Source organism: Micromonospora sp. WMMD1120 (genome assembly GCF_029626235.1).
Lineage (GTDB): Bacteria > Actinomycetota > Actinomycetes > Mycobacteriales > Micromonosporaceae > Micromonospora.
This window is the reverse complement of the sequence record NZ_JARUBO010000005.1, coordinates 1,951,932-1,968,342: the sequence shown is the minus strand read 5'-3', so window position 1 is coordinate 1,968,342 and position 16,411 is coordinate 1,951,932. Positions and strand designations below refer to the sequence as shown.

Below are 16,411 nucleotides of genomic sequence, written 5' to 3'. Positions count from 1 at the left end.
GCAGGCGGCGAGGCCGCCGGGCCGGTTCAGGCGGCGAGGCCGCCGGGCTGGTCGCCCTTGACCACTGGCGCCCGGACCAGGTTGCCCCACTCGGTCCACGAGCCGTCGTAGTTGCGCACCTGCGGGTAACCCAGCAGGTGCCGCAGCACGAACCAGGTGTGGCTGGAGCGCTCACCGATCCGGCAGTAGGCGATCACGTCGTCGTCGGGGCTGAGCCCGAGCTGGTCGGCGTAGATCGCCTTCAGCTCGTCGGCGGACTTGAACGTGCCGTCCTCGTTGGCGGCGGACTTCCACGGCTTGCTCAGCGCCCCCGGGATGTGCCCGCCGCGCAGCGCGCCCTCCTGCGGGTAGTCCGGCATGTGCAGCATCTCGCCGGTGTACTCACCCGGCGACCGGACGTCGACGAGCGGCCGGCCGGCGGCGACGTGCGCCATGACCTGCTCGCGGTACGCCCGCAGCGGCGCGTCGTCGCGCACCGGCACCGGGTAGTCGGCGCGCGGGCGGGCCGGCTTGTCCCGGGTCAGCTCGCGCCCCTCGGCGACCCACTTCTGCCGACCGCCGTCGAGCAGCCGCACGTCGGCGTGGCCGAAGAGCGAGAACACCCAGAGGGCGTACGCCGCCCACCAGTTGAAGTTGTCGCCGTAGAAGACGACTGTGTCGTCCCGGCCGATGCCCTTGGCGGCACACAGCTCGGCGAAGCTCTTGGCGTCCAGGTAGTCCCGGGTCACCTGGTCGTTCAGCTCCAGGTGCCAGTCGACCTTGACGGCGCCGGGAATGTGCCCGGATTCGTAGAGCAGCACGTCCTCGTCGGACTCGACGACGACGAGACCCTCGTCGCCCAGGTGCTCGGCCAGCCACTCGGTGGTGACGAGCCGCTGCGGGTCCGCGTACGACTGGAGGCGGGGATCACTATCGTTCGGCACAGACATGAGCCCAAAGGTACGCCGGATCGCCGTCCACGACCGCTGTAACGCCGGGTCACGATCGCCCGGCCGGGCAGCAGCCCTGGGGCGTGTGTCAGGGTCCTCGGTCGAGCCGAGGCGGAGTCCGGGCGGCGGTCCGGCCAGGGGCTTTGACACACGCCCCAGCTGCTCGGCGGTTGGTTGCCGACGAAGAAGGCACTCCACAATGGAGCTGTCGGGGGCCTGCTCAGGCGCGGCGGTGGACGATCCGACCGGCTATCACCGTCACCAGACAGGTGCCGTCGTCGCCGTGCACCGCGAGGTCGGCCCGACCGTCCGGACGCAGCGTCGGCACCACGGCGGTGGGCAGCACCAGCAGGTCGCTCCGCTCGGCGGCGGCCCGCAGCGCCGGGTCGGCCAAGTGTTCCGCCAGGACCGCCGTCACCCCGGTATGCAGCAGCGCGTGCACCCGTTCGCGCGGCGTCGGTGCGGGCGGCAGCGGACCGTCGTGCAGCAGACCCGGCCCCAGCGTCCCGGGCCAACCGCGAACCCGGGCACCGGTGTACGCCGCACTCAGCTCGGCCAGCGGGCCGACGGCCGCGACCCGGTCGCCGTCGACCAGCACGGCGTGCTCCGGCACCGGTTCGCCGTCCCGGACGCGGCACAGCAGGGCCGCGCTGTGCAGGGTGAGCACGCTCAGTCGACGAGCGGGCCGAGGTGCGGGCGCTTCGCGGTCACCGTGTCGCCGGACGACCGACCGGTCAACCGCCGCTTCACCCACGGGGCGAGGTGCTGACCGGCCCAGCGCAGGTCGGCGGCGCGGGCGGCCAGCCACGGCGAGGGTGCCGGGTGCGGCGGGACCATCAGCCACTCCTCGTCGCAACCAACCCCCAGGGCGTTCAACACCTGGCCGGCGACCCGCCGGTGCCCGGCCGGGGAGAGGTGCAACCGGTCGGTGCTCCAGAGCATCGGGTTGAGGAAGGTGTCGTCGGCGTACAGGTCGACCATGATCGCGCCGTGCCGCTCGGCGGTCTCACCGACCGCCTGGTTGAGCAGCTGCACCCGGGGGGCGACGAGGCGTTGGCCGGGCAGTCGGGCCATCACGTCCGCGAACCGGAAGAGGAGCACGTCAGCGCCGCCCGAGCGCAGTTGCCGGACCACCTCGTCGAAGCGGGCGACCAGCGTGTGCGGGTCGAAGGTGCGGCGCAGCACGTCGTTGCCGCCGGCCGCGAAGCTGATCAGGTCGGGCTTCATCGCCACCGCCGCCGGCACCTGCTCGGCGACCACGTTTGGGAAGAGCCGACCCCGGATCGCCAGGTTCGCGTACCGGAAGTCGGGACCGGCCTCGGCGGCGAGCCTGGTCGCCACCAGGTCGGCCCAGCCCCGGAAGGTGCCGTCCGGGTACGCGTCGTCCATGCCCTCGGTGAAGCTGTCTCCGACCGCGACGAAACTGCCCCAGCGCACCCGCGCCCCCTCACGCCATCGTTGCCTGCGGCGACCAGTCTGTCACCGAGGGCTGGCCGGGTCACCGCCCGAAACGTGTGGGGCGTGCCACGCGGAGACCCGTCGTACCGGACGAATTGCCTCGCTTCCAGCGCCTGGCTGGCCCTACTGTTCGCTTCATGCTGCTACGCATGTCGACACTGTTGCTGCGGACCCTTCGCGAGGACCCGGCCGACGCGGAGGTGCCGAGCCATCGGCTGCTGCTGCGCGCCGGTTACATCCGTCGCGCCGCACCGGGTGGCTACACGTGGCTGCCGCTGGGCAAGCTGGTGCTGGACCGGATCACCGAGGTGGTGCGTGGCGAGCTGACCGCGATCGGCGACCAGGAGGTGCACTTCCCGGCGCTGCTGCCGGCCGAGCCCTACCGCACCAGCGGCCGGTGGACGGAGTACGGCGACGACATCTTCACCCTCGCCGACCGGCGCGGCGCCGAGCACCTGTTGGCGCCGACCCACGAGGAGATGGCGGCGCTACTGGTCAAGGACGTGTTCACCTCGTACCGGGACTTTCCGGTGACGCTGTTCCAGGTGCAGACGAAGTTCCGCGACGAGGCCCGGCCCCGTGCCGGCCTGCTGCGGGGCCGGGAGTTCCTGATGAAGGACGCGTACTCCTTCGACCTGGACGAGGCGGGGTTGGGGGACGCGTACGCCCGGCACCGGGCGGCGTACCGGCGGATCTTCGACCGGTTGGGTCTGGACCACACGGTGGTGCGGGCGATGTCCGGCGCGATGGGCGGCTCCGCGTCGGAGGAGTTCCTGGCCGCGACACCCGTCGGTGAGGACACGTTCGTCGGCTGCACGGCCTGCGACTACGCGGCGAACACCGAGGCCGTGGTCACCCGGGCGCCCGCTGCCGGCGACCCGGACGCGCAGCGCCCCGCCGAGGCGCACGACACCCCCGAGACCCCGACGATCGCCAGCCAGGTCGAGCTGGCCAACACCCGCCGACTGGGTGGCCGGAGCACGTGGACGGCCGCCGACACGTTGAAGAACGTCGTGCTGGCGGTCCGCCAACCGGGTGCCGAGGGGGCCGAGCCCGTGGTCATCGGGCTGCCCGGCGACCGCGAGGTCGACCTCAAGCGGGTCGGTGCCGCGCTGGAGCCCGCGCAGGTGGCCGTCTTCGAGGACTGGGCCGAGCATCCGGAGCTGGTACGCGGCTACATCGGGCCCCAGCTGCTCGACAAGCTGGGCATCCGCTACCTGGTCGATCCCCGGGTGGTGACCGGTTCCGCGTGGCTGACCGGTGCGAACGAGCCGGGCCGGCACGCCACCGACGTGGTCTGCGGGCGGGACTTCACGCCCGACGGCACGATCGAGGCGGCCGAGGTGCGCGCCGGTGACCCCTGCCCCGAGTGTGGCGACGGCGAGCTGACCATCCGGCGCGGCATCGAGATCGGGCACATCTTCCAGCTCGGTCGCCGCTACACGGACGCGTTCACCGTCGACGTGCTCGGCCCGGCCGGCAAGCCGGTGCGGCCCACGATGGGCTGCTACGGCATCGGGATCTCCCGGGCGGTCGCCGCCATCGCCGAGCAGCACCACGACGACCGGGGACTCATCTGGCCGGCGGCGGTCGCGCCGTGTGACGTACACCTCGTGGTGGCGGGCAAGGGCCCGCAGCTCGACGCGGCGCTGGAGCTCGGCGGACGCCTCGCCGCCGCCGGCCTGCGGGTGCTCGTCGACGACCGCGCGCACGTCTCGGCCGGGGTCAAGTTCACCGACGCCGAGCTGATCGGCATCCCCCGGGCCGTCGTGGTCGGTCGCCGGCTCACCGACGGGTACGTCGAGCTGCGCGAGCGGGCCGGCGACGCGCGCGGCGAACTGGCGTTGGACGGTCTGGTGGAACGACTCGTCCACGACGTGCGCCAGGAACGTGCCAACCTGGTGTAGCCGTCGGGTCACGGGGGTAGTCCAGTCCGATCGGGTGGAACGGGAGGCTCTGATGACCGGTTACCGGGTCAGTGACGTGATGACCAAGCAGGTGGTGTACCTGCCGGCGGAGACCACCCTGGACGAGGCGGCCAGGGTGATGAAGGAGGCGGACATCGGCGACGTGGTGGTCACCGACGGCTCGAGCCTCGCCGGCATGCTGACCGACCGGGACATCGTGGTGCGGGCCGTGGCGGAGAACAGCTCCCCCGCGGCCACCACCATCGGGTCGATCGTCACCCGGGAGGTCGTCATGATCGAGCAGCACTGCACCGCCGGTGAGGCGGCGGCGCTGATGCGGGACCGGGGCATCCGGCGGGTGCTGGTCTGTGACAGCGACCGCAAGCTGGTCGGCATCGTCTCGCTCGGTGACCTGGCCATGCAGCTCGACCCCACCAGCGCGCTCAGTGAGATCAGCGAGCAGTCGCCCACTGTGTGACCGGCCCTCCGGCGCGGCGGCGGTAGCCTCGACGCATGGCTGACATGCCGGCCCGACTGGCCGAGATCGTCGACGAGTTCGCCGCCGCGCCCCGCGACCTGGTGCTCGAGATGCTGCTGGAGTATGCGGACGTCATCCCGGCGCTGCCGGAGGGCAGCGTCGAGCGCGAGGGCATGGAGCAGGTGCCCGAGTGCCAGACGGCGTTCTTCCTGCGCGCCCGGGTGGCCGCCGACGGCACCGTGCAGACCCTCTTCGACTGCCCGCCGGAGGCGCCCACCACCCGGGCGTTCGCGGGCATCCTCGCCGAAGGGCTGGCGGGCGCGAGCGCCGAGCAGGTGCTGGCGGTCCCCGACGACCTCTACCAACGGATGGGGCTCGCGCAGGCGATCAGCCCGCTGCGGGTACGCGGCGGCACGGCGATCCTGGCCCGACTCAAGCGCCAGATCCGGGAACAACTCGGCTGAGCACGCAGTTGCCACCGGTCGTGGAGATCGAGATCTACGCCGACGTCATCTGCCCGTGGTGCTACATCGGCAAGCGCCGCCTGGATGCGGCGCTGGCCGCGTACCAGGGCGAGGTGACGGTCCGTTACCGGCCGTTCCAGCTCGACCCGTCGCCGGTGCCCGAACCCCGCCCGCTGGTGGAGGCGCTGGCCGCCAAGTTCGGCGGTCCGGCGCGCGCCCAGCAGATGGTCGCCCACGTGACCCAGGTCGCGGCGGCGGACGGGCTGCGGCTGAACTACGACAGGGCGGTCGCCGCCAACACCTTCGACGCGCACCGGCTGGTCGCGTACGCCACCGGGCAGGGGCGGGCGGCGGAGATGGTGGACGCGCTGTACCAGGCGCACTTCCACGACGGCGTCGACGTCGGCTCGCGCGAGGCCCTGGCCACCCTGGCCGGCGAGGTCGGTCTGGACGTGGCCGACGCCCGACGGTTCCTCGACTCCGAGGAGCGCGTCGCCGACGTCTCCGCGCAACTGGCCGCCGCCCGGGACCTGGGCATCACCAGCGTGCCGACCTTCGTCCTGGCTGGGAAGTACGCGGTCTCCGGCGCGCAGGAGACGCAGACGTTGCTCGCCGCGTTCAGCGAGGTCGAGCAGCGCGAGGCCGCCGCGCGCTGACCCGGCGTCGGCATCGATGATCACGATGTTTCACGTGCAACAACATCGATGTCGTTCGCTGGTCAGGCGGGCCTGGCCAGCCCTTCCACCACCCGTGCGCCGGGCAACGCGCCCAGCGCCGGACCGGGTAGCGCGATCTTGCTGTGCCGCACACCGGACCCGACGATCACGTGCGGCGTGGCGATGACCCGCGCGTCCACCAGGATCGGCCACTGCGCCGGCAGCCCGATCGGGGTGATGCCGCCGTACTCCATGGCGGTCATCTCAACCGCGTCGGCCATCGGGGCGAAGCTCGCCTTGCGGACGTCCAGCGCCCGGCGGGCCACCCCGTTCACGTCGGCCCGGGTGGTGGACAGCACGACGCAGGCCGCGTAACGGACCACTCCGTCGCGTTTGCCCGCCACCACGACACAGTTCGCCGAGACGTCCAGCCCCACCTCGTACGCCGCGCAGAACGCGGCGGTGTCGGCGAGGTCGGCGTCGATCGGCGCGACCAGCACGTCGTCGACGTCCACCGGAGCGTCGGCGGGCCACTGCGCGACGGCCTCCGCCACCGGCGGCGCGAGCAGGTCCAGGCGGGCGCGGGCCGGTTCGGTCTTGAGCGTTCCCATCACGGGTGCGATCCTCGCATCCGCCACGCCGGACCGCCCGGCGGCTCCCGGGCGACCCGGCGACCCCACCGGCCCGGGGCGGACCGATCCGGTGCTCAACTGCCGGCGAGGAACGCGTTGTCACGCAGGAAGGAGCGGTCGCGGGCGGCCGCCAACTCCTCCTCGCGCTGGGCCTTGGCCCGTTGCAGCTCCAGGTCCTCGAACGCGTGCCGGACACCCAGCCGGATCACGCCGTAGAGGAAGACGAAGCCGAAGACGTAGAGGATCACAGTGGTGACGACAGCGAACATGGCGTCACGGTAAGACGAACGTGAACGGCTCTTGCGCTCATTTCCGGCCGGTTCCCCCGTACGTGTCCGTGAGGTAGTCGGCCCAGGTACGCACACCCCGGGGCAGCGCATCGGTGCACAGGCCGCCAGCGCGCAACTCGCTGCCGAGCCGGCCGGGAACCCGCACCGGCAGCAGAGGTCGGCGCGATCCGCGGGCCTCGCGCCACGCCCGGGCGGCCTCGTCGAGCCGCAGCACCTCCGGCCCGCCGAACTCCTCGATGCCGCGAAGCGGACCGGCGAACAGCCGCGCCACCAACCGCTCCGCCACCTCGCCCGGGTCGACCGGCTGGCCGAGGATCGCCCCGTCCGCGATCACCGGGCCCAGTCGGGAGCTGATCGTCAGCAGCTTCTCCAGGAACTGGGGGAACTGGGTCGCCCGTAGCACCGACCACGGCACCGGACCGGCGGTGATCGCCTGCTCGGCGGCGAGCTTCTGCTTGTAGTACGCGAACGGCACCCGATCCACCCCGACGATCGAGGTGTAGACGATGTGTCCCACCCCTGCCGCTCCGGCGGCCACCACCAGGTGGCGGGTGCCCAGCACGTCCACCTGGTGGGTCTGCCGCCCCCGGGGCGCGGACGCCAGGTGCAGCACCGCGTCCACCCCGGCCACCGCCTCGGCCAACCCGGCGCCGGTGGCCAGGTCGGCCACCACCCACTCCACGTCGGCGCCGCTCCTCGTTCGCCGGCTGGTGGCCCGGACGGTGGCCCCGTCGTCGAGCAGCCGCGCCAGCACCGGGCGGCCCAGGTTGCCGCTCGCACCGGTGACCAGAACCTTCATGTCGTCCTCCCACTCCCCGAACGCAGCAGATCCACCACCGTCAGCAGCGCGAAGAACGCGATCACGATCTCGTTCACGATCCACGCGTGACCCTCGGCCCACTCCCGCATCCGCGTCAACACCCGCGCCGCCCTCGGCCCGAGCAGCAGCAACGCCAGCAGGGGCAGCGCGAGCAGGAGAACGGTGAGCAGAACGAACGGCGTCAGGTGCCACCATGGCAGATCATGGCGAGCCACGCTGGCCCCCACGGCCGCCATCGTCAGGTCATCGGTGGGCGTCACCACGAAGAGCAGCGCGCCCAGCCGCAGCGCCGAACGCGGACCGGCGTGCTCGATGCTCCCCAACCATTTCGGTGGACCCGACCGGTCCCGCCGCGCCCAGACCAGCACCGCGAGGACGACGAGCAGGGCGAGCACCACCAGGTCGATGACGGGCCCGCGATCGACCCTCCCGGCGACGGCGCCAGCGTCGGCCACCAACCCGCCCACCAACCGGGTCAGCAGCCACCCCACTGTCACCCCCGCGGTGACCACCAGCCCGGCGCCCGCGAGGAAACCCAGCGACGCGGCCCGGGGGCGGTCCGCCGAGGCGAGGAAGACCGCCACCACCAGCTGCGTACCGGCCACCATGACCACGGCCAGCGGCAGGACGGTCAGGAGGTTCATCGCCCGTCATCTTCCCGGCCCGTGCGGGTCGGACGCGGGCGAATCAGCGGATCAACCGAGCGGCCGTCGGCCCCCGCCCGCCACCACCACCCGGCCGGCAAGGACCGCCCCGAGCAGTGCCAGTCCCGCGGCCACCACGAGCGTCACCGCGTAGCTGGCCGGACCCGGCGCGCTCCCGGCGGCCAGGACGGCCCCGGTCAGCGCGAGCACCGTCGCCGCGAAGAGCGAGTCGCCGAGTTGCAGCGAGGAGCTGTTGCGGCCCTGCTCGCCGGGTGCTGACAACTCCAGTGTGAGCACCGAGAGCGACGGGTAGAGCAGCCCCATGCCCAGGCCGGCGACCGCCCAGCCGACCACGGCGACGGCCACCGGCAGTTCGGGCCGGACGGCCAACGCCACGGTGGCGGTGCCCACCGTGATGCAGCTCAACCCGACGCGCGGCAGCGTGGCCCGGGAGACCGGCACCGGCAGCCGGCCCTGCAACCAGGAGCCCACCGACCACGCCAGCGCGCCGACGGTGAGGACCAGCCCGGCCGCCGTCGGCGAGAGACCCCGCTCCCGGGAGAGCAGCAACGGAATGACCACCTCGGCGCCGACGAACGCCGCCGACGCCAGACCGCGCAAGCCGACCACGGTGGGCAGTCCCCGGGCCGCCCGGAGGAACCCGGCCGGGAGCAGGCGCGGAGCGCACACCAGGAGACCGACCACGGCGACCGCGATCAGCGCCAGGGCCGTGCCGCCGCGCTGCTGACCCCCGATGTGCAGCAGCGCGGCGCTCACGGCGGCCCCGCACGCCCAGCCGATGCGCGCCACCGCGCCGGCCGGCAGGCTGGTCGCCGCGCTGCCGCCCAGCGACCGCAGACCCGGGTGGATCAGAAGGACCGCCGGCACCGCCACCGCCGGCACCGCCAGGAAGACCCACCGCCACCCGAGGTGTTCCACGATCAGGCCGGCCACAGCCGGCCCGACCAGCGACGGTACGACCCACGCCGCCGCGAACGCGGCGAAGATCCGCCGGTGCAACTCCTGGGGGTACGCCTGCCCGACGATGACGTAGAGCGCCACCGAGAGCAGCCCGGAGCCGAAGCCCTGCACGACCCGCCCGACGACGAGCGCGCTCATCGCGTTGGCGGTGCCCGCGATCAGCAACCCGACGACGAACCAGGCGACCCCGTGCCACATCGGTGCGCGCGGGCCCCGGGCGTCGGACCAGATGCCGGAGACCACCATCGCCAGCACACCGGTGGCGAACGGCCCGCCGAAGGCGATCCCGTACAGCGCCAACCCGTCCAGGCTGCGGGCGACGGTCGGCATCGCCGTACCGACCGCCAACGCCTCGAACGCGAGGAGCGAGATCAACGCGACGCTGCCCACCGTCATCGCCCGCAGCCGGGGTGCGAACAACCCCGACGCGGACGGTACGGGCGTGACGACTGTGCTCGACATCAGCCGAGCATGCGACCTCAACCCGGATTCAGGTCAACCGCGGGCTCCGGTCAGGCGTTCTCCAGTGCCTCCCCGACCCCGCGGACCAGCCCGGAAAAATGCTGGTCGGCCAGCAGATGGCCGGCGGTGATGACCAGGGCGATCGGCCACTCGATGACCTGGAGCGCGGCGAGCACCCCGAGACCGGCGTAGTAGGCGACCTTGTCCGGCGGCGGCACCGCCACCTCGCCCAGCATCGGCAGATCGACCCGTCGGCTGTACATCCGGACGTTCTCGTGCGACCCGTTGAGGTGTCGCGTCAACGTGCTCATGCCGGCCTCCCCGTATCCGGTGACGGTGGTCGGATTCCACGGTGCACCCCGTCCATGCACTCGCCGCGCCGGAAACTTCCGCCCCTCGGGGGGCATAACGGATGGCAGGTCGGGAAGCCAGGCCGCCGGACGTCGGTGCGGTGGGAGGGCAAATGGCGATGACGGCGGCAGGTCGCGCTGCCGGCCGCATTCTGCCGTCCCTGGGCGTACCGCACCTGATCGGGGAGGCGACGCGGACCGTCGGCTCGGCCGCGACGCGGCTGGCCCGTACGGCCGGGTTGACCCGGCGTCGGGTCTGGTCCCGCCCGGGCCGGCACCACATCGAGGTGCACGGCGTGTGCGAGACGGGCGGCAACAAGCTGGCAGTCCAGGTGGAGGACGCGCTGGAGCGGATGCCCGGGGTCGCCTGGGCCCGGGTGAACGCGCCGTCCAGCCGGGTGGTGGTCGCCGTCGAGGCCCCCGAGCCGACCCTGAGCGACCTGATCAACACGATCAGCCGGGTCGAGCGGACCTGTGACCACGAGCCCGACCCGGAGATCCCACCGCCGCACCCACCCGAGGAGGGTCCCCGGACCCCGCGCACCCTGGGCGCGCTCGCCTCGGACGCGCTGGGGCTGACCATCTGGGCCGCCACCCGGGTGCTGCCGTTCGCTCCGCTACCCGGTGAGGTGGCCGGTCTGCTCGCCGCGGCGGACCTGCAGCCCAAGGTGCACGAGTTCATCGGCAAACGGCTGCGGTCCGATCCGCGCGCCGACATCCTCTTCCCGCTGGCCGAGGCGGTGGTGCAGGGTCTGACCGGCCGCTGGACCGGGATCGTCCTGGACGGCGCGCAGCGGCTGGTGCTGTGGGGTGAGGCGCGGGCGCAGCTCTCCGCCTGGGTGCGGGCCGAGCCACGGCTGACCGGCGACCCGGAACGCGCTGTCGCGCGCTGGCCGGTGATCGAACGTCCCCGGCCGATGCCGGACGGCCCGGTCGAGCGGTACATCAACAGCGTGCTCGCGGCGGGTGTGGCCGCCGGAGCGGCGGCGACACCGTTCACCGGACCGAAGCGGGCCACCGCGCTGGGCCTGTCGGTGCTGCCCAAGGCGCCCGGGAGCGGCCGCGAGGGGTACGCCGCCCAGCTCGGCCGCATGCTGGCCAGGCGGGGCGTGATCGCGATGGACCGCAGCGTGCTGCGGGAGCTGGACCGGATCGACACGATCGTGCTCGACGCCGCGGTGCTCGGCTCGGACCGGGGCGTACTGGCCGATCTGGCGCCGGCCCCCGACGCGGACGTCGACCAGATCGCCGAGCGGGCGTTCGCGCTGTTCGACGCCGACGATCCGGGCGCCTCCCGGGCAGCGGACGGATGGCGCATCGGACCCCTGGGCCAACTGCCGTCGAGCAACCTGGACGACATCCCGGACGCCGACCGGCTCCGCTCCGCCGGCGGCCAACTGCTGGGCCTCGCCCACGGCGACCGGCTCGCCGCGCTGTTGCGGGTCGAGCCGGAGCCCGCGCCCGGCGTCGACGGCCTCCCGACCGCCGCCCGCGAGGCCGGCCTTCGGCTGGTGGTGGCCGGCGGTGACGAGCAGCGGTACGGCTTCGCCGACGCGGTGCTGCCCGGCGGCGACCGGTTGGTCGATTCGGTACGCGCGTTGCAACGCGAGGGCGCGGTGGTGATGGTGGTCTCCGCGGACCGCAGGGCGCTGGGCGTGTCCGACTGTGGTCTCGGGTTCGCCGGTCCGGAGCAGCCGCCGCCGTGGGGCGCGCACCTGCTGGTCGGTGCGGACCTTCGGGTGGTGGCCCTGATAATCGAGGCGACCGGGGTGGCCCGTCGGACGGCCCAGCAGAGCATCAGGCTGTCCATGGCCGGCACCGGCCTCGGAGCGCTCGCCGCGCTCACCGCCCCACCGACCCAACTGCCGCAACGGGCGGCCGTGGCGGTCAACGGCGCCGCCGGGCTGGCCTTCGCGAACGGGGTCTGGCAGGCCCGCCGGTTGCACGACCAGTCGGACACGCCGGCGCCCGTGACGACCGCCTGGCACCTGATGCCGGTCGGTACCGTCCTGGACCAGCTGCGCTCCACGCCGGACGGACTGACGGGCGACGAGGTACGACGCCGGCAGGAGGCCCACCGCAGCGACGGCGGCGGCACACCCGGCAGCGGCGGGCTGCTCCGCGCGTTCGTGGACGAGCTCTCCAACCCGCTCACCCCGGTGCTGGCCGCCGGCGCGGTGCTCTCCGCGTCGTTCGGCTCGCTCGTCGACGCGGCGCTGGTGGGCAGCGTCGTCGGTGGCTCCGCCCTGGTCGGCGCGGTGCACGAACGCAACACGGAGCGGTCGCTGGCGGAGCTGCTGTCCCGCTCGGCGGTGACCGCACGGGTCCGTCGGGACGGTGCCGAGCAGGTGGTGGCCGCCGAGGATCTGGTGCTCGGCGACGTCATCTCCCTCGAACCGGGTGACTCGGTGCCCGCCGACTGCCGCGTCCTCGACACGGTGGGTCTCGAGGCGGACGAGTCGTCGCTCACCGGCGAGTCGCTGCCGGTCGCCAAGTCCAACCGGCCGGTGGTCGCCGCCGCCATCGCCGAGCGGCACTCGATGCTGTACGAGGGCACCACCGTCGCGGCCGGGCACGGCACCGCCGTCGTGGTGGCCACCGGCAGCGACACGGAGTCCGGGCGCAGCCTGGCGTTGGTCCGCCAGGCACCGCCGGCCAGCGGGGTGGAAGCCCGGCTCGGCTCGCTGACCAGGACCGCCATTCCGTTGGCCGCCGGCTCGGCGGTGGCGGTGGCCGGCGCGGGGTTGCTTCGGGGCGTACCCCTTGCCGAAACGGCGGCGACCGCCGCGAACCTGGCCGTCGCGTCGGTGCCGGAAGGGCTGCCGTTCCTGGTCAGTGCCGCGCAGCTGGCCGCCGCCCGGCGGCTGGCCGAGCACGGCGCGTTGGTCCGCAACCCGCGCACGATCGAGGCGTTGGGCCGGGTGGACGTGCTCTGCTTCGACAAGACCGGCACCCTCACCGAGGGGCAGTTGCTGCTTGCCGGCGTCGGTGACGGCATCGGCGAGCGGTACGCCCCGGTGGACCGGCTGGACGACCGGCTGCGGTTGACGCTGGCTGCGGCGCTTCGTGCCACTCCCGCCGCCGCGAACCCCGAGGAGTTGGCCCTGCAGACCGACCGGGCGGTCCGGCGGGGCGCCGGGGAGGCCGGGGTCGTGGAGGAGACCGGCGCCGCCGGCTGGCGGGCGGCCGGAGGGCTGCCGTTCGAGCCGTCCCGGGGATACCACGCGAGCATCGGCGAGACCGACGGCCACCTGTTGTTGAGCGTCAAGGGGGCACCGGAGACGGTGTTGCCGCGCTGTTCGTCCCGGCGCGCCGACGGCCGGCAGGAACCGTTGGACGACGCCGGCCGCGCCGAGCTGGAGCGGGTGCTCGCCGACCGGGCCGGGGCGGGAAACCGCATCCTGGCCGTGGCCGAGTGCCCGGTGGCCGACCCGACGGTGACCGACGAGGACGTCCGGGGCCTGACCTTCGTGGGTTTCCTGGCCCTCGCGGACGGGGTCCGGGAGAGCGCCGCCCCGGCGGTACGCCGGATCCGGCAGGCCGGTGTGCACACCATCATGATCACCGGCGATCATCCGGCCACCGCCGAGGCCATCGCCGCCACCATCAGCGAGCACGACGACCAGCGGGTGGTCACCGCCGCTGAACTCGACAAACTCGACGACGACGCGCTCGCCGACCAATTGACGAACACCGACGTCGTGGCCCGCTGCACGCCGGCCCACAAGGTGCGGATCATCCAGGCGTTGCAGAAGCACGGCCGCACCGTGGCGATGACCGGCGACGGGGCCAACGACGCCCCGGCGATCCGGCTGGCCGACGTCGGCATCGCCCTCGGTCAACGCGGCACCCCGGCCGCCCGCGCCGCCGCCGACCTGGTGGTCACCGACGACCGCCTGGAGACGATCATCGCCACCCTGGTCGAGGGACGGGCGATGTGGTCGTCGGTGCGGCACGCGCTCAGCATCCTGGTCGGCGGCAACCTCGGCGAGATCGCGTTCAGCGTGCTCACCGCCGCCGCGACCGGCCGCTCCGCGCTCACCGGCCGACAACTGCTGCTGGTCAACCTGCTCACCGACCTGGCGCCCGCGCTCGCGATCGCGGTCCGACCACCCGCCTCGGACCGTACCGACCACCTGCTCCGGGAGGGACCCGACGCGGCGCTCGGGGAAACCCTCACCCGGGAGATCGGCCTGCGCGCGGCGGCCACCACGCTCGGCGCGACGACGGGCTGGACGCTGGCCCGCTACACCGGCCGCCGACAGCGGGCCGGCACCGTCGCACTGGTCTCCCTGGTCGGCACCCAACTCGGGCAGACCATCCTGGCTGGCGGCACCAGCCCGACGGTGTTGGCGTCCACGGCGGCGTCGCTGGGGGTGCTCGCCGTCGTGGTGCAGACGCCGGGGGTGAGCCAGTTCTTCGGCTGCACCCCGCTCGGGCCCGTCGGCTGGACCATCGGGGCCGGCTCGGCGCTCGGCGCCACCTTCGCCAACGGCGTGCTCACCAGGCTGATGGAACGCCTCCCGGAGGCCCGGCCCGACACTGCCCAGCCCGACACCGCCCAGCCCGACAGCGACGAACCCGCGTCCGAGGCGGACTGACGTCCGGCGCTCCGCTTGACCGGCCCCGGCCGGGGTACCGCACCCGGAGGAGGTGGACACGATGGCGGAGCAACCGCAGGTGACCTTCATCGGCACCGCGACGACGGTGCTGCGGATCGGCGGCTGCACGCTGCTGACCGACCCGAACTTCCTGCACCGGGGCCAGCGGGCGTACCTCGGCAAGGGTCTGTGGTCGCGCCGACGCACGGACCCGGCGCTGCGGCTCGCCCAGCTCCCCGAGCTGGATGCGGTGGTGCTCTCGCACCTGCACGGCGACCACTTCGACCGGGTGGCCCGCCGGGAACTGGACCGCGCCCTGCCGGTCGTCACCACCCCTGCGGCGGCCCGCAGGCTGCGCCGCTGGGGCTTCCGGGCCGCCGAGGGCCTGCCGACCTGGTCGTCGCACGAGCTACACCGCGACGGTACGACGGTGCGCCTCACCTCGATGCCCGGCCAGCACGGCCCCGGCGTCCTCGACCACCTGATGCCCGACGTGATGGGCACGATGATCGACGTGGAGCGCGCCGGACGGCGCGAGTTCCGGCTCTACGTCACCGGTGACACGCTCAACCGGCCGATGCTCGCCGCGATCCCCGAGCGGTATCCGGACATCGACGCGCTGCTCATCCACCTCGGCGGCACGAAGGTCGCCGGGATCCTGCTGACCATGGACGCCCGGCAGGGCGCCGACCTGGTGGAGCTGATCCGGCCCCGGCTGACGGTGCCGATCCACTACGACGACTATCCGGTGTTCCGCTCGCCACTGGCGCACTTCGTCGACGAGGCCCGCCGCCGTGGCTGGGTACGGCAGGTACGCACGATCACGCGCGGCGAGACGGTCCCGCTCACGCCCGTCCCCTGACCGCCGCGCGCGGATCGCCGCCCACCGGTAGGTCCGGAGGGCGGCGATCGATGTCGTCGGTGCCGGTCAGCCGCGCTCGGAGATCGCCTCGATCAGGTCGCCGACCGGGCGCTCCGGCAGGGACCGGGCCACGTCGGCCACCGCCACGATGCCGACCAGCTCGTGGCCGTCGATCACCGGCAGCCGGCGTACCTTGTGCTGGCCCATGGTGCGCAGGATCTCGGCCGCGTCGTCGTCCGCGCCGATGGTCACCGCCTCACCCTGGGCGAGCTCACCGGCCGTCACGTTCGCCGGGTCCCGACCCTCGGCCAGCACCTTCACCACGATGTCGCGGTCGGTCAACATGCCCTTGAGTCGGTTGTCGTCCCCGCAGATGGGCAGTGATCCGACCCCCAGCTCGGCCATCTGCTTCGCGGCCGATGCCAGGTCGTCCTGCTCGCGGACACAGCTCACGTCGTTCGTCATGATCTCGCGTGCGGTTGGCATTGTGTGCACCTCGCTTCCTAGGGGGTGCCGTCCCTCCTACCCCGGTCGGCCACGACCATGCGAGCCGTGGGGGTCACCGATCCCGGGCCCCGGTACGGGTCCCGGGCCGGCCCGTGCTCGGCCCAGCAGTGGCCCCCACGAAACTCCACCCCGGGAATGCTCTCGACGACTCGGCTGATGTCCACAACGCTCTCCAGCGCGGTGGTGACGTCGGCGCGCAGCTCGTCGGCAGCCGCGTCGAGGTCGTCCTCCTCGGTGGACCAGTCGATGTCGGCCGCGCGCAGGTCGGCGACCGCGTGGTCGATGACCGCCGCCGCTTCGGTGATGGTCACCTCGACCCGGCAGTAGACGTGCACGGTGACGGGCGTCGAATCTTCAACCATCACTGGAT

17 protein-coding genes are annotated in these 16,411 nt (G+C 73.3%); 6 read left to right on the top strand and 11 right to left on the bottom strand.

All coding sequences use genetic code 11. The features are described 5' to 3' along the window. Nucleotides 1-26: 26 nt before the first annotated feature. From O7634_RS09350 to O7634_RS09340, 3 genes are all read right to left on the bottom strand, one after another. Complete coding sequence (locus O7634_RS09350) at nt 27-929, bottom strand: sulfurtransferase (RefSeq protein WP_278149736.1); 903 nt, start codon at nt 927-929, stop codon at nt 27-29. A gap of 220 nt (nt 930-1,149) precedes the next feature. Next, nucleotides 1,150-1,596: a hypothetical protein gene (locus O7634_RS09345; RefSeq protein ID WP_278149735.1), complete on the bottom strand. Its 447-nt coding sequence runs from the start codon at nt 1,594-1,596 to the stop codon at nt 1,150-1,152. A gap of 2 nt (nt 1,597-1,598) precedes the next feature. After that, nucleotides 1,599-2,366 carry an SGNH/GDSL hydrolase family protein gene (locus O7634_RS09340; protein ID WP_278149734.1) on the bottom strand — a complete coding sequence of 256 codons (768 nt, stop codon included), beginning with the start codon at nt 2,364-2,366 and terminating at the stop codon, nt 1,599-1,601. Between the two features lie 158 nt (nt 2,367-2,524). Here O7634_RS09340 and O7634_RS09335 point away from each other — a divergent pair, with 158 nt between their 5' ends. From O7634_RS09335 to O7634_RS09320, 4 genes are read left to right on the top strand one after another with little or no spacing between them, the layout of a single operon-like run. Next, nucleotides 2,525-4,294 carry a proline--tRNA ligase gene (locus O7634_RS09335; protein WP_278149733.1) on the top strand — a complete coding sequence of 590 codons (1,770 nt, stop codon included), beginning with the start codon at nt 2,525-2,527 and terminating at the stop codon, nt 4,292-4,294. Between the two features lie 52 nt (nt 4,295-4,346). Continuing rightward, nucleotides 4,347-4,772, top strand: a complete 426-nt coding sequence (locus tag O7634_RS09330; protein ID WP_278149732.1) for a CBS domain-containing protein — start codon at nt 4,347-4,349, stop codon at nt 4,770-4,772. Nucleotides 4,773-4,807: 35 nt separating this feature from the next. Continuing rightward, nucleotides 4,808-5,236 carry a SufE family protein gene (locus O7634_RS09325; protein ID WP_278149731.1) on the top strand — a complete coding sequence of 143 codons (429 nt, stop codon included), beginning with the start codon at nt 4,808-4,810 and terminating at the stop codon, nt 5,234-5,236. Nucleotides 5,237-5,256: 20 nt separating this feature from the next. Continuing rightward, nucleotides 5,257-5,892: a DsbA family oxidoreductase gene (locus O7634_RS09320; protein ID WP_278149730.1), complete on the top strand. Its 636-nt coding sequence runs from the start codon at nt 5,257-5,259 to the stop codon at nt 5,890-5,892. Between the two features lie 62 nt (nt 5,893-5,954). Here the strand turns inward: O7634_RS09320 and O7634_RS09315 are convergent, their stop codons facing one another. From O7634_RS09315 to O7634_RS09290, 6 genes are all read right to left on the bottom strand, one after another. Next, nucleotides 5,955-6,503, bottom strand: a complete 549-nt coding sequence (locus O7634_RS09315; protein WP_278149729.1) for a YbaK/EbsC family protein — start codon at nt 6,501-6,503, stop codon at nt 5,955-5,957. A 95-nt stretch (nt 6,504-6,598) separates the two neighbouring features. Beyond that, nucleotides 6,599-6,793 (bottom strand): hypothetical protein, encoded by a 195-nt coding sequence (locus tag O7634_RS09310; RefSeq protein ID WP_278149728.1) that lies wholly within the window; start codon nt 6,791-6,793, stop codon nt 6,599-6,601. A 37-nt stretch (nt 6,794-6,830) separates the two neighbouring features. After that, entirely contained in the window at nt 6,831-7,613 is a 783-nt protein-coding gene (locus O7634_RS09305) for an SDR family oxidoreductase (protein WP_278149727.1), read from the bottom strand. After that, entirely contained in the window at nt 7,610-8,278 is a 669-nt protein-coding gene (locus tag O7634_RS09300; RefSeq protein WP_278149726.1) for a GAP family protein, read from the bottom strand. Before O7634_RS09300 ends, O7634_RS09305 begins: the two co-directional genes overlap by 4 nt. Before the next feature lie 51 nt (nt 8,279-8,329). After that, nucleotides 8,330-9,721: an MFS transporter gene (locus O7634_RS09295; protein WP_278149725.1), complete on the bottom strand. Its 1,392-nt coding sequence runs from the start codon at nt 9,719-9,721 to the stop codon at nt 8,330-8,332. A 50-nt stretch (nt 9,722-9,771) separates the two neighbouring features. Next, entirely contained in the window at nt 9,772-10,032 is a 261-nt protein-coding gene (locus O7634_RS09290) for a hypothetical protein (RefSeq protein WP_278149724.1), read from the bottom strand. A 158-nt stretch (nt 10,033-10,190) separates the two neighbouring features. Here O7634_RS09290 and O7634_RS09285 point away from each other — a divergent pair, with 158 nt between their 5' ends. After that, nucleotides 10,191-14,672, top strand: a complete 4,482-nt coding sequence (locus O7634_RS09285; RefSeq protein ID WP_278153920.1) for an HAD-IC family P-type ATPase — start codon at nt 10,191-10,193, stop codon at nt 14,670-14,672. A gap of 61 nt (nt 14,673-14,733) precedes the next feature. Beyond that, a complete protein-coding gene (locus O7634_RS09280) occupies nt 14,734-15,534 on the top strand; it encodes an MBL fold metallo-hydrolase (RefSeq protein ID WP_278149723.1) in 801 nt (266 codons plus the stop codon). 66 nt (nt 15,535-15,600) lie between these two features. Here the strand turns inward: O7634_RS09280 and O7634_RS09275 are convergent, their stop codons facing one another. Together O7634_RS09275 and O7634_RS09270 are read right to left on the bottom strand one after the other, a co-directional pair. Further along, nucleotides 15,601-16,020, bottom strand: a complete 420-nt coding sequence (locus O7634_RS09275; RefSeq protein ID WP_278149722.1) for a CBS domain-containing protein — start codon at nt 16,018-16,020, stop codon at nt 15,601-15,603. A 17-nt stretch (nt 16,021-16,037) separates the two neighbouring features. Continuing rightward, nucleotides 16,038-16,403: a hypothetical protein gene (locus O7634_RS09270; RefSeq protein WP_278149721.1), complete on the bottom strand. Its 366-nt coding sequence runs from the start codon at nt 16,401-16,403 to the stop codon at nt 16,038-16,040. Nucleotides 16,404-16,411: the final 8 nt, after the last annotated feature.

What these genes read in the sequence shown, in the direction of transcription:
- O7634_RS09350 (WP_278149736.1), bottom strand. Translation starts at nt 929, where the DNA reads ATGTCTGTGCCGAACGATAGTGATCCCCGCCTCCAGTCGTACGCGGAC.
- O7634_RS09335 (WP_278149733.1), top strand. Translation starts at nt 2,525, where the DNA reads ATGCTGCTACGCATGTCGACACTGTTGCTGCGGACCCTTCGCGAGGAC.
- O7634_RS09330 (WP_278149732.1), top strand. Translation starts at nt 4,347, where the DNA reads ATGACCGGTTACCGGGTCAGTGACGTGATGACCAAGCAGGTGGTGTAC.
- O7634_RS09325 (WP_278149731.1), top strand. Translation starts at nt 4,808, where the DNA reads ATGGCTGACATGCCGGCCCGACTGGCCGAGATCGTCGACGAGTTCGCC.
- O7634_RS09315 (WP_278149729.1), bottom strand. Translation starts at nt 6,503, where the DNA reads ATGGGAACGCTCAAGACCGAACCGGCCCGCGCCCGCCTGGACCTGCTC.
- O7634_RS09310 (WP_278149728.1), bottom strand. Translation starts at nt 6,793, where the DNA reads ATGTTCGCTGTCGTCACCACTGTGATCCTCTACGTCTTCGGCTTCGTC.
- O7634_RS09305 (WP_278149727.1), bottom strand. Translation starts at nt 7,613, where the DNA reads ATGAAGGTTCTGGTCACCGGTGCGAGCGGCAACCTGGGCCGCCCGGTG.
- O7634_RS09300 (WP_278149726.1), bottom strand. Translation starts at nt 8,278, where the DNA reads ATGAACCTCCTGACCGTCCTGCCGCTGGCCGTGGTCATGGTGGCCGGT.
- O7634_RS09295 (WP_278149725.1), bottom strand. Translation starts at nt 9,721, where the DNA reads ATGTCGAGCACAGTCGTCACGCCCGTACCGTCCGCGTCGGGGTTGTTC.
- O7634_RS09290 (WP_278149724.1), bottom strand. Translation starts at nt 10,032, where the DNA reads ATGAGCACGTTGACGCGACACCTCAACGGGTCGCACGAGAACGTCCGG.
- O7634_RS09285 (WP_278153920.1), top strand. Translation starts at nt 10,191, where the DNA reads ATGACGGCGGCAGGTCGCGCTGCCGGCCGCATTCTGCCGTCCCTGGGC.
- O7634_RS09280 (WP_278149723.1), top strand. Translation starts at nt 14,734, where the DNA reads ATGGCGGAGCAACCGCAGGTGACCTTCATCGGCACCGCGACGACGGTG.
- O7634_RS09275 (WP_278149722.1), bottom strand. Translation starts at nt 16,020, where the DNA reads ATGCCAACCGCACGCGAGATCATGACGAACGACGTGAGCTGTGTCCGC.
- O7634_RS09270 (WP_278149721.1), bottom strand. Translation starts at nt 16,403, where the DNA reads ATGGTTGAAGATTCGACGCCCGTCACCGTGCACGTCTACTGCCGGGTC.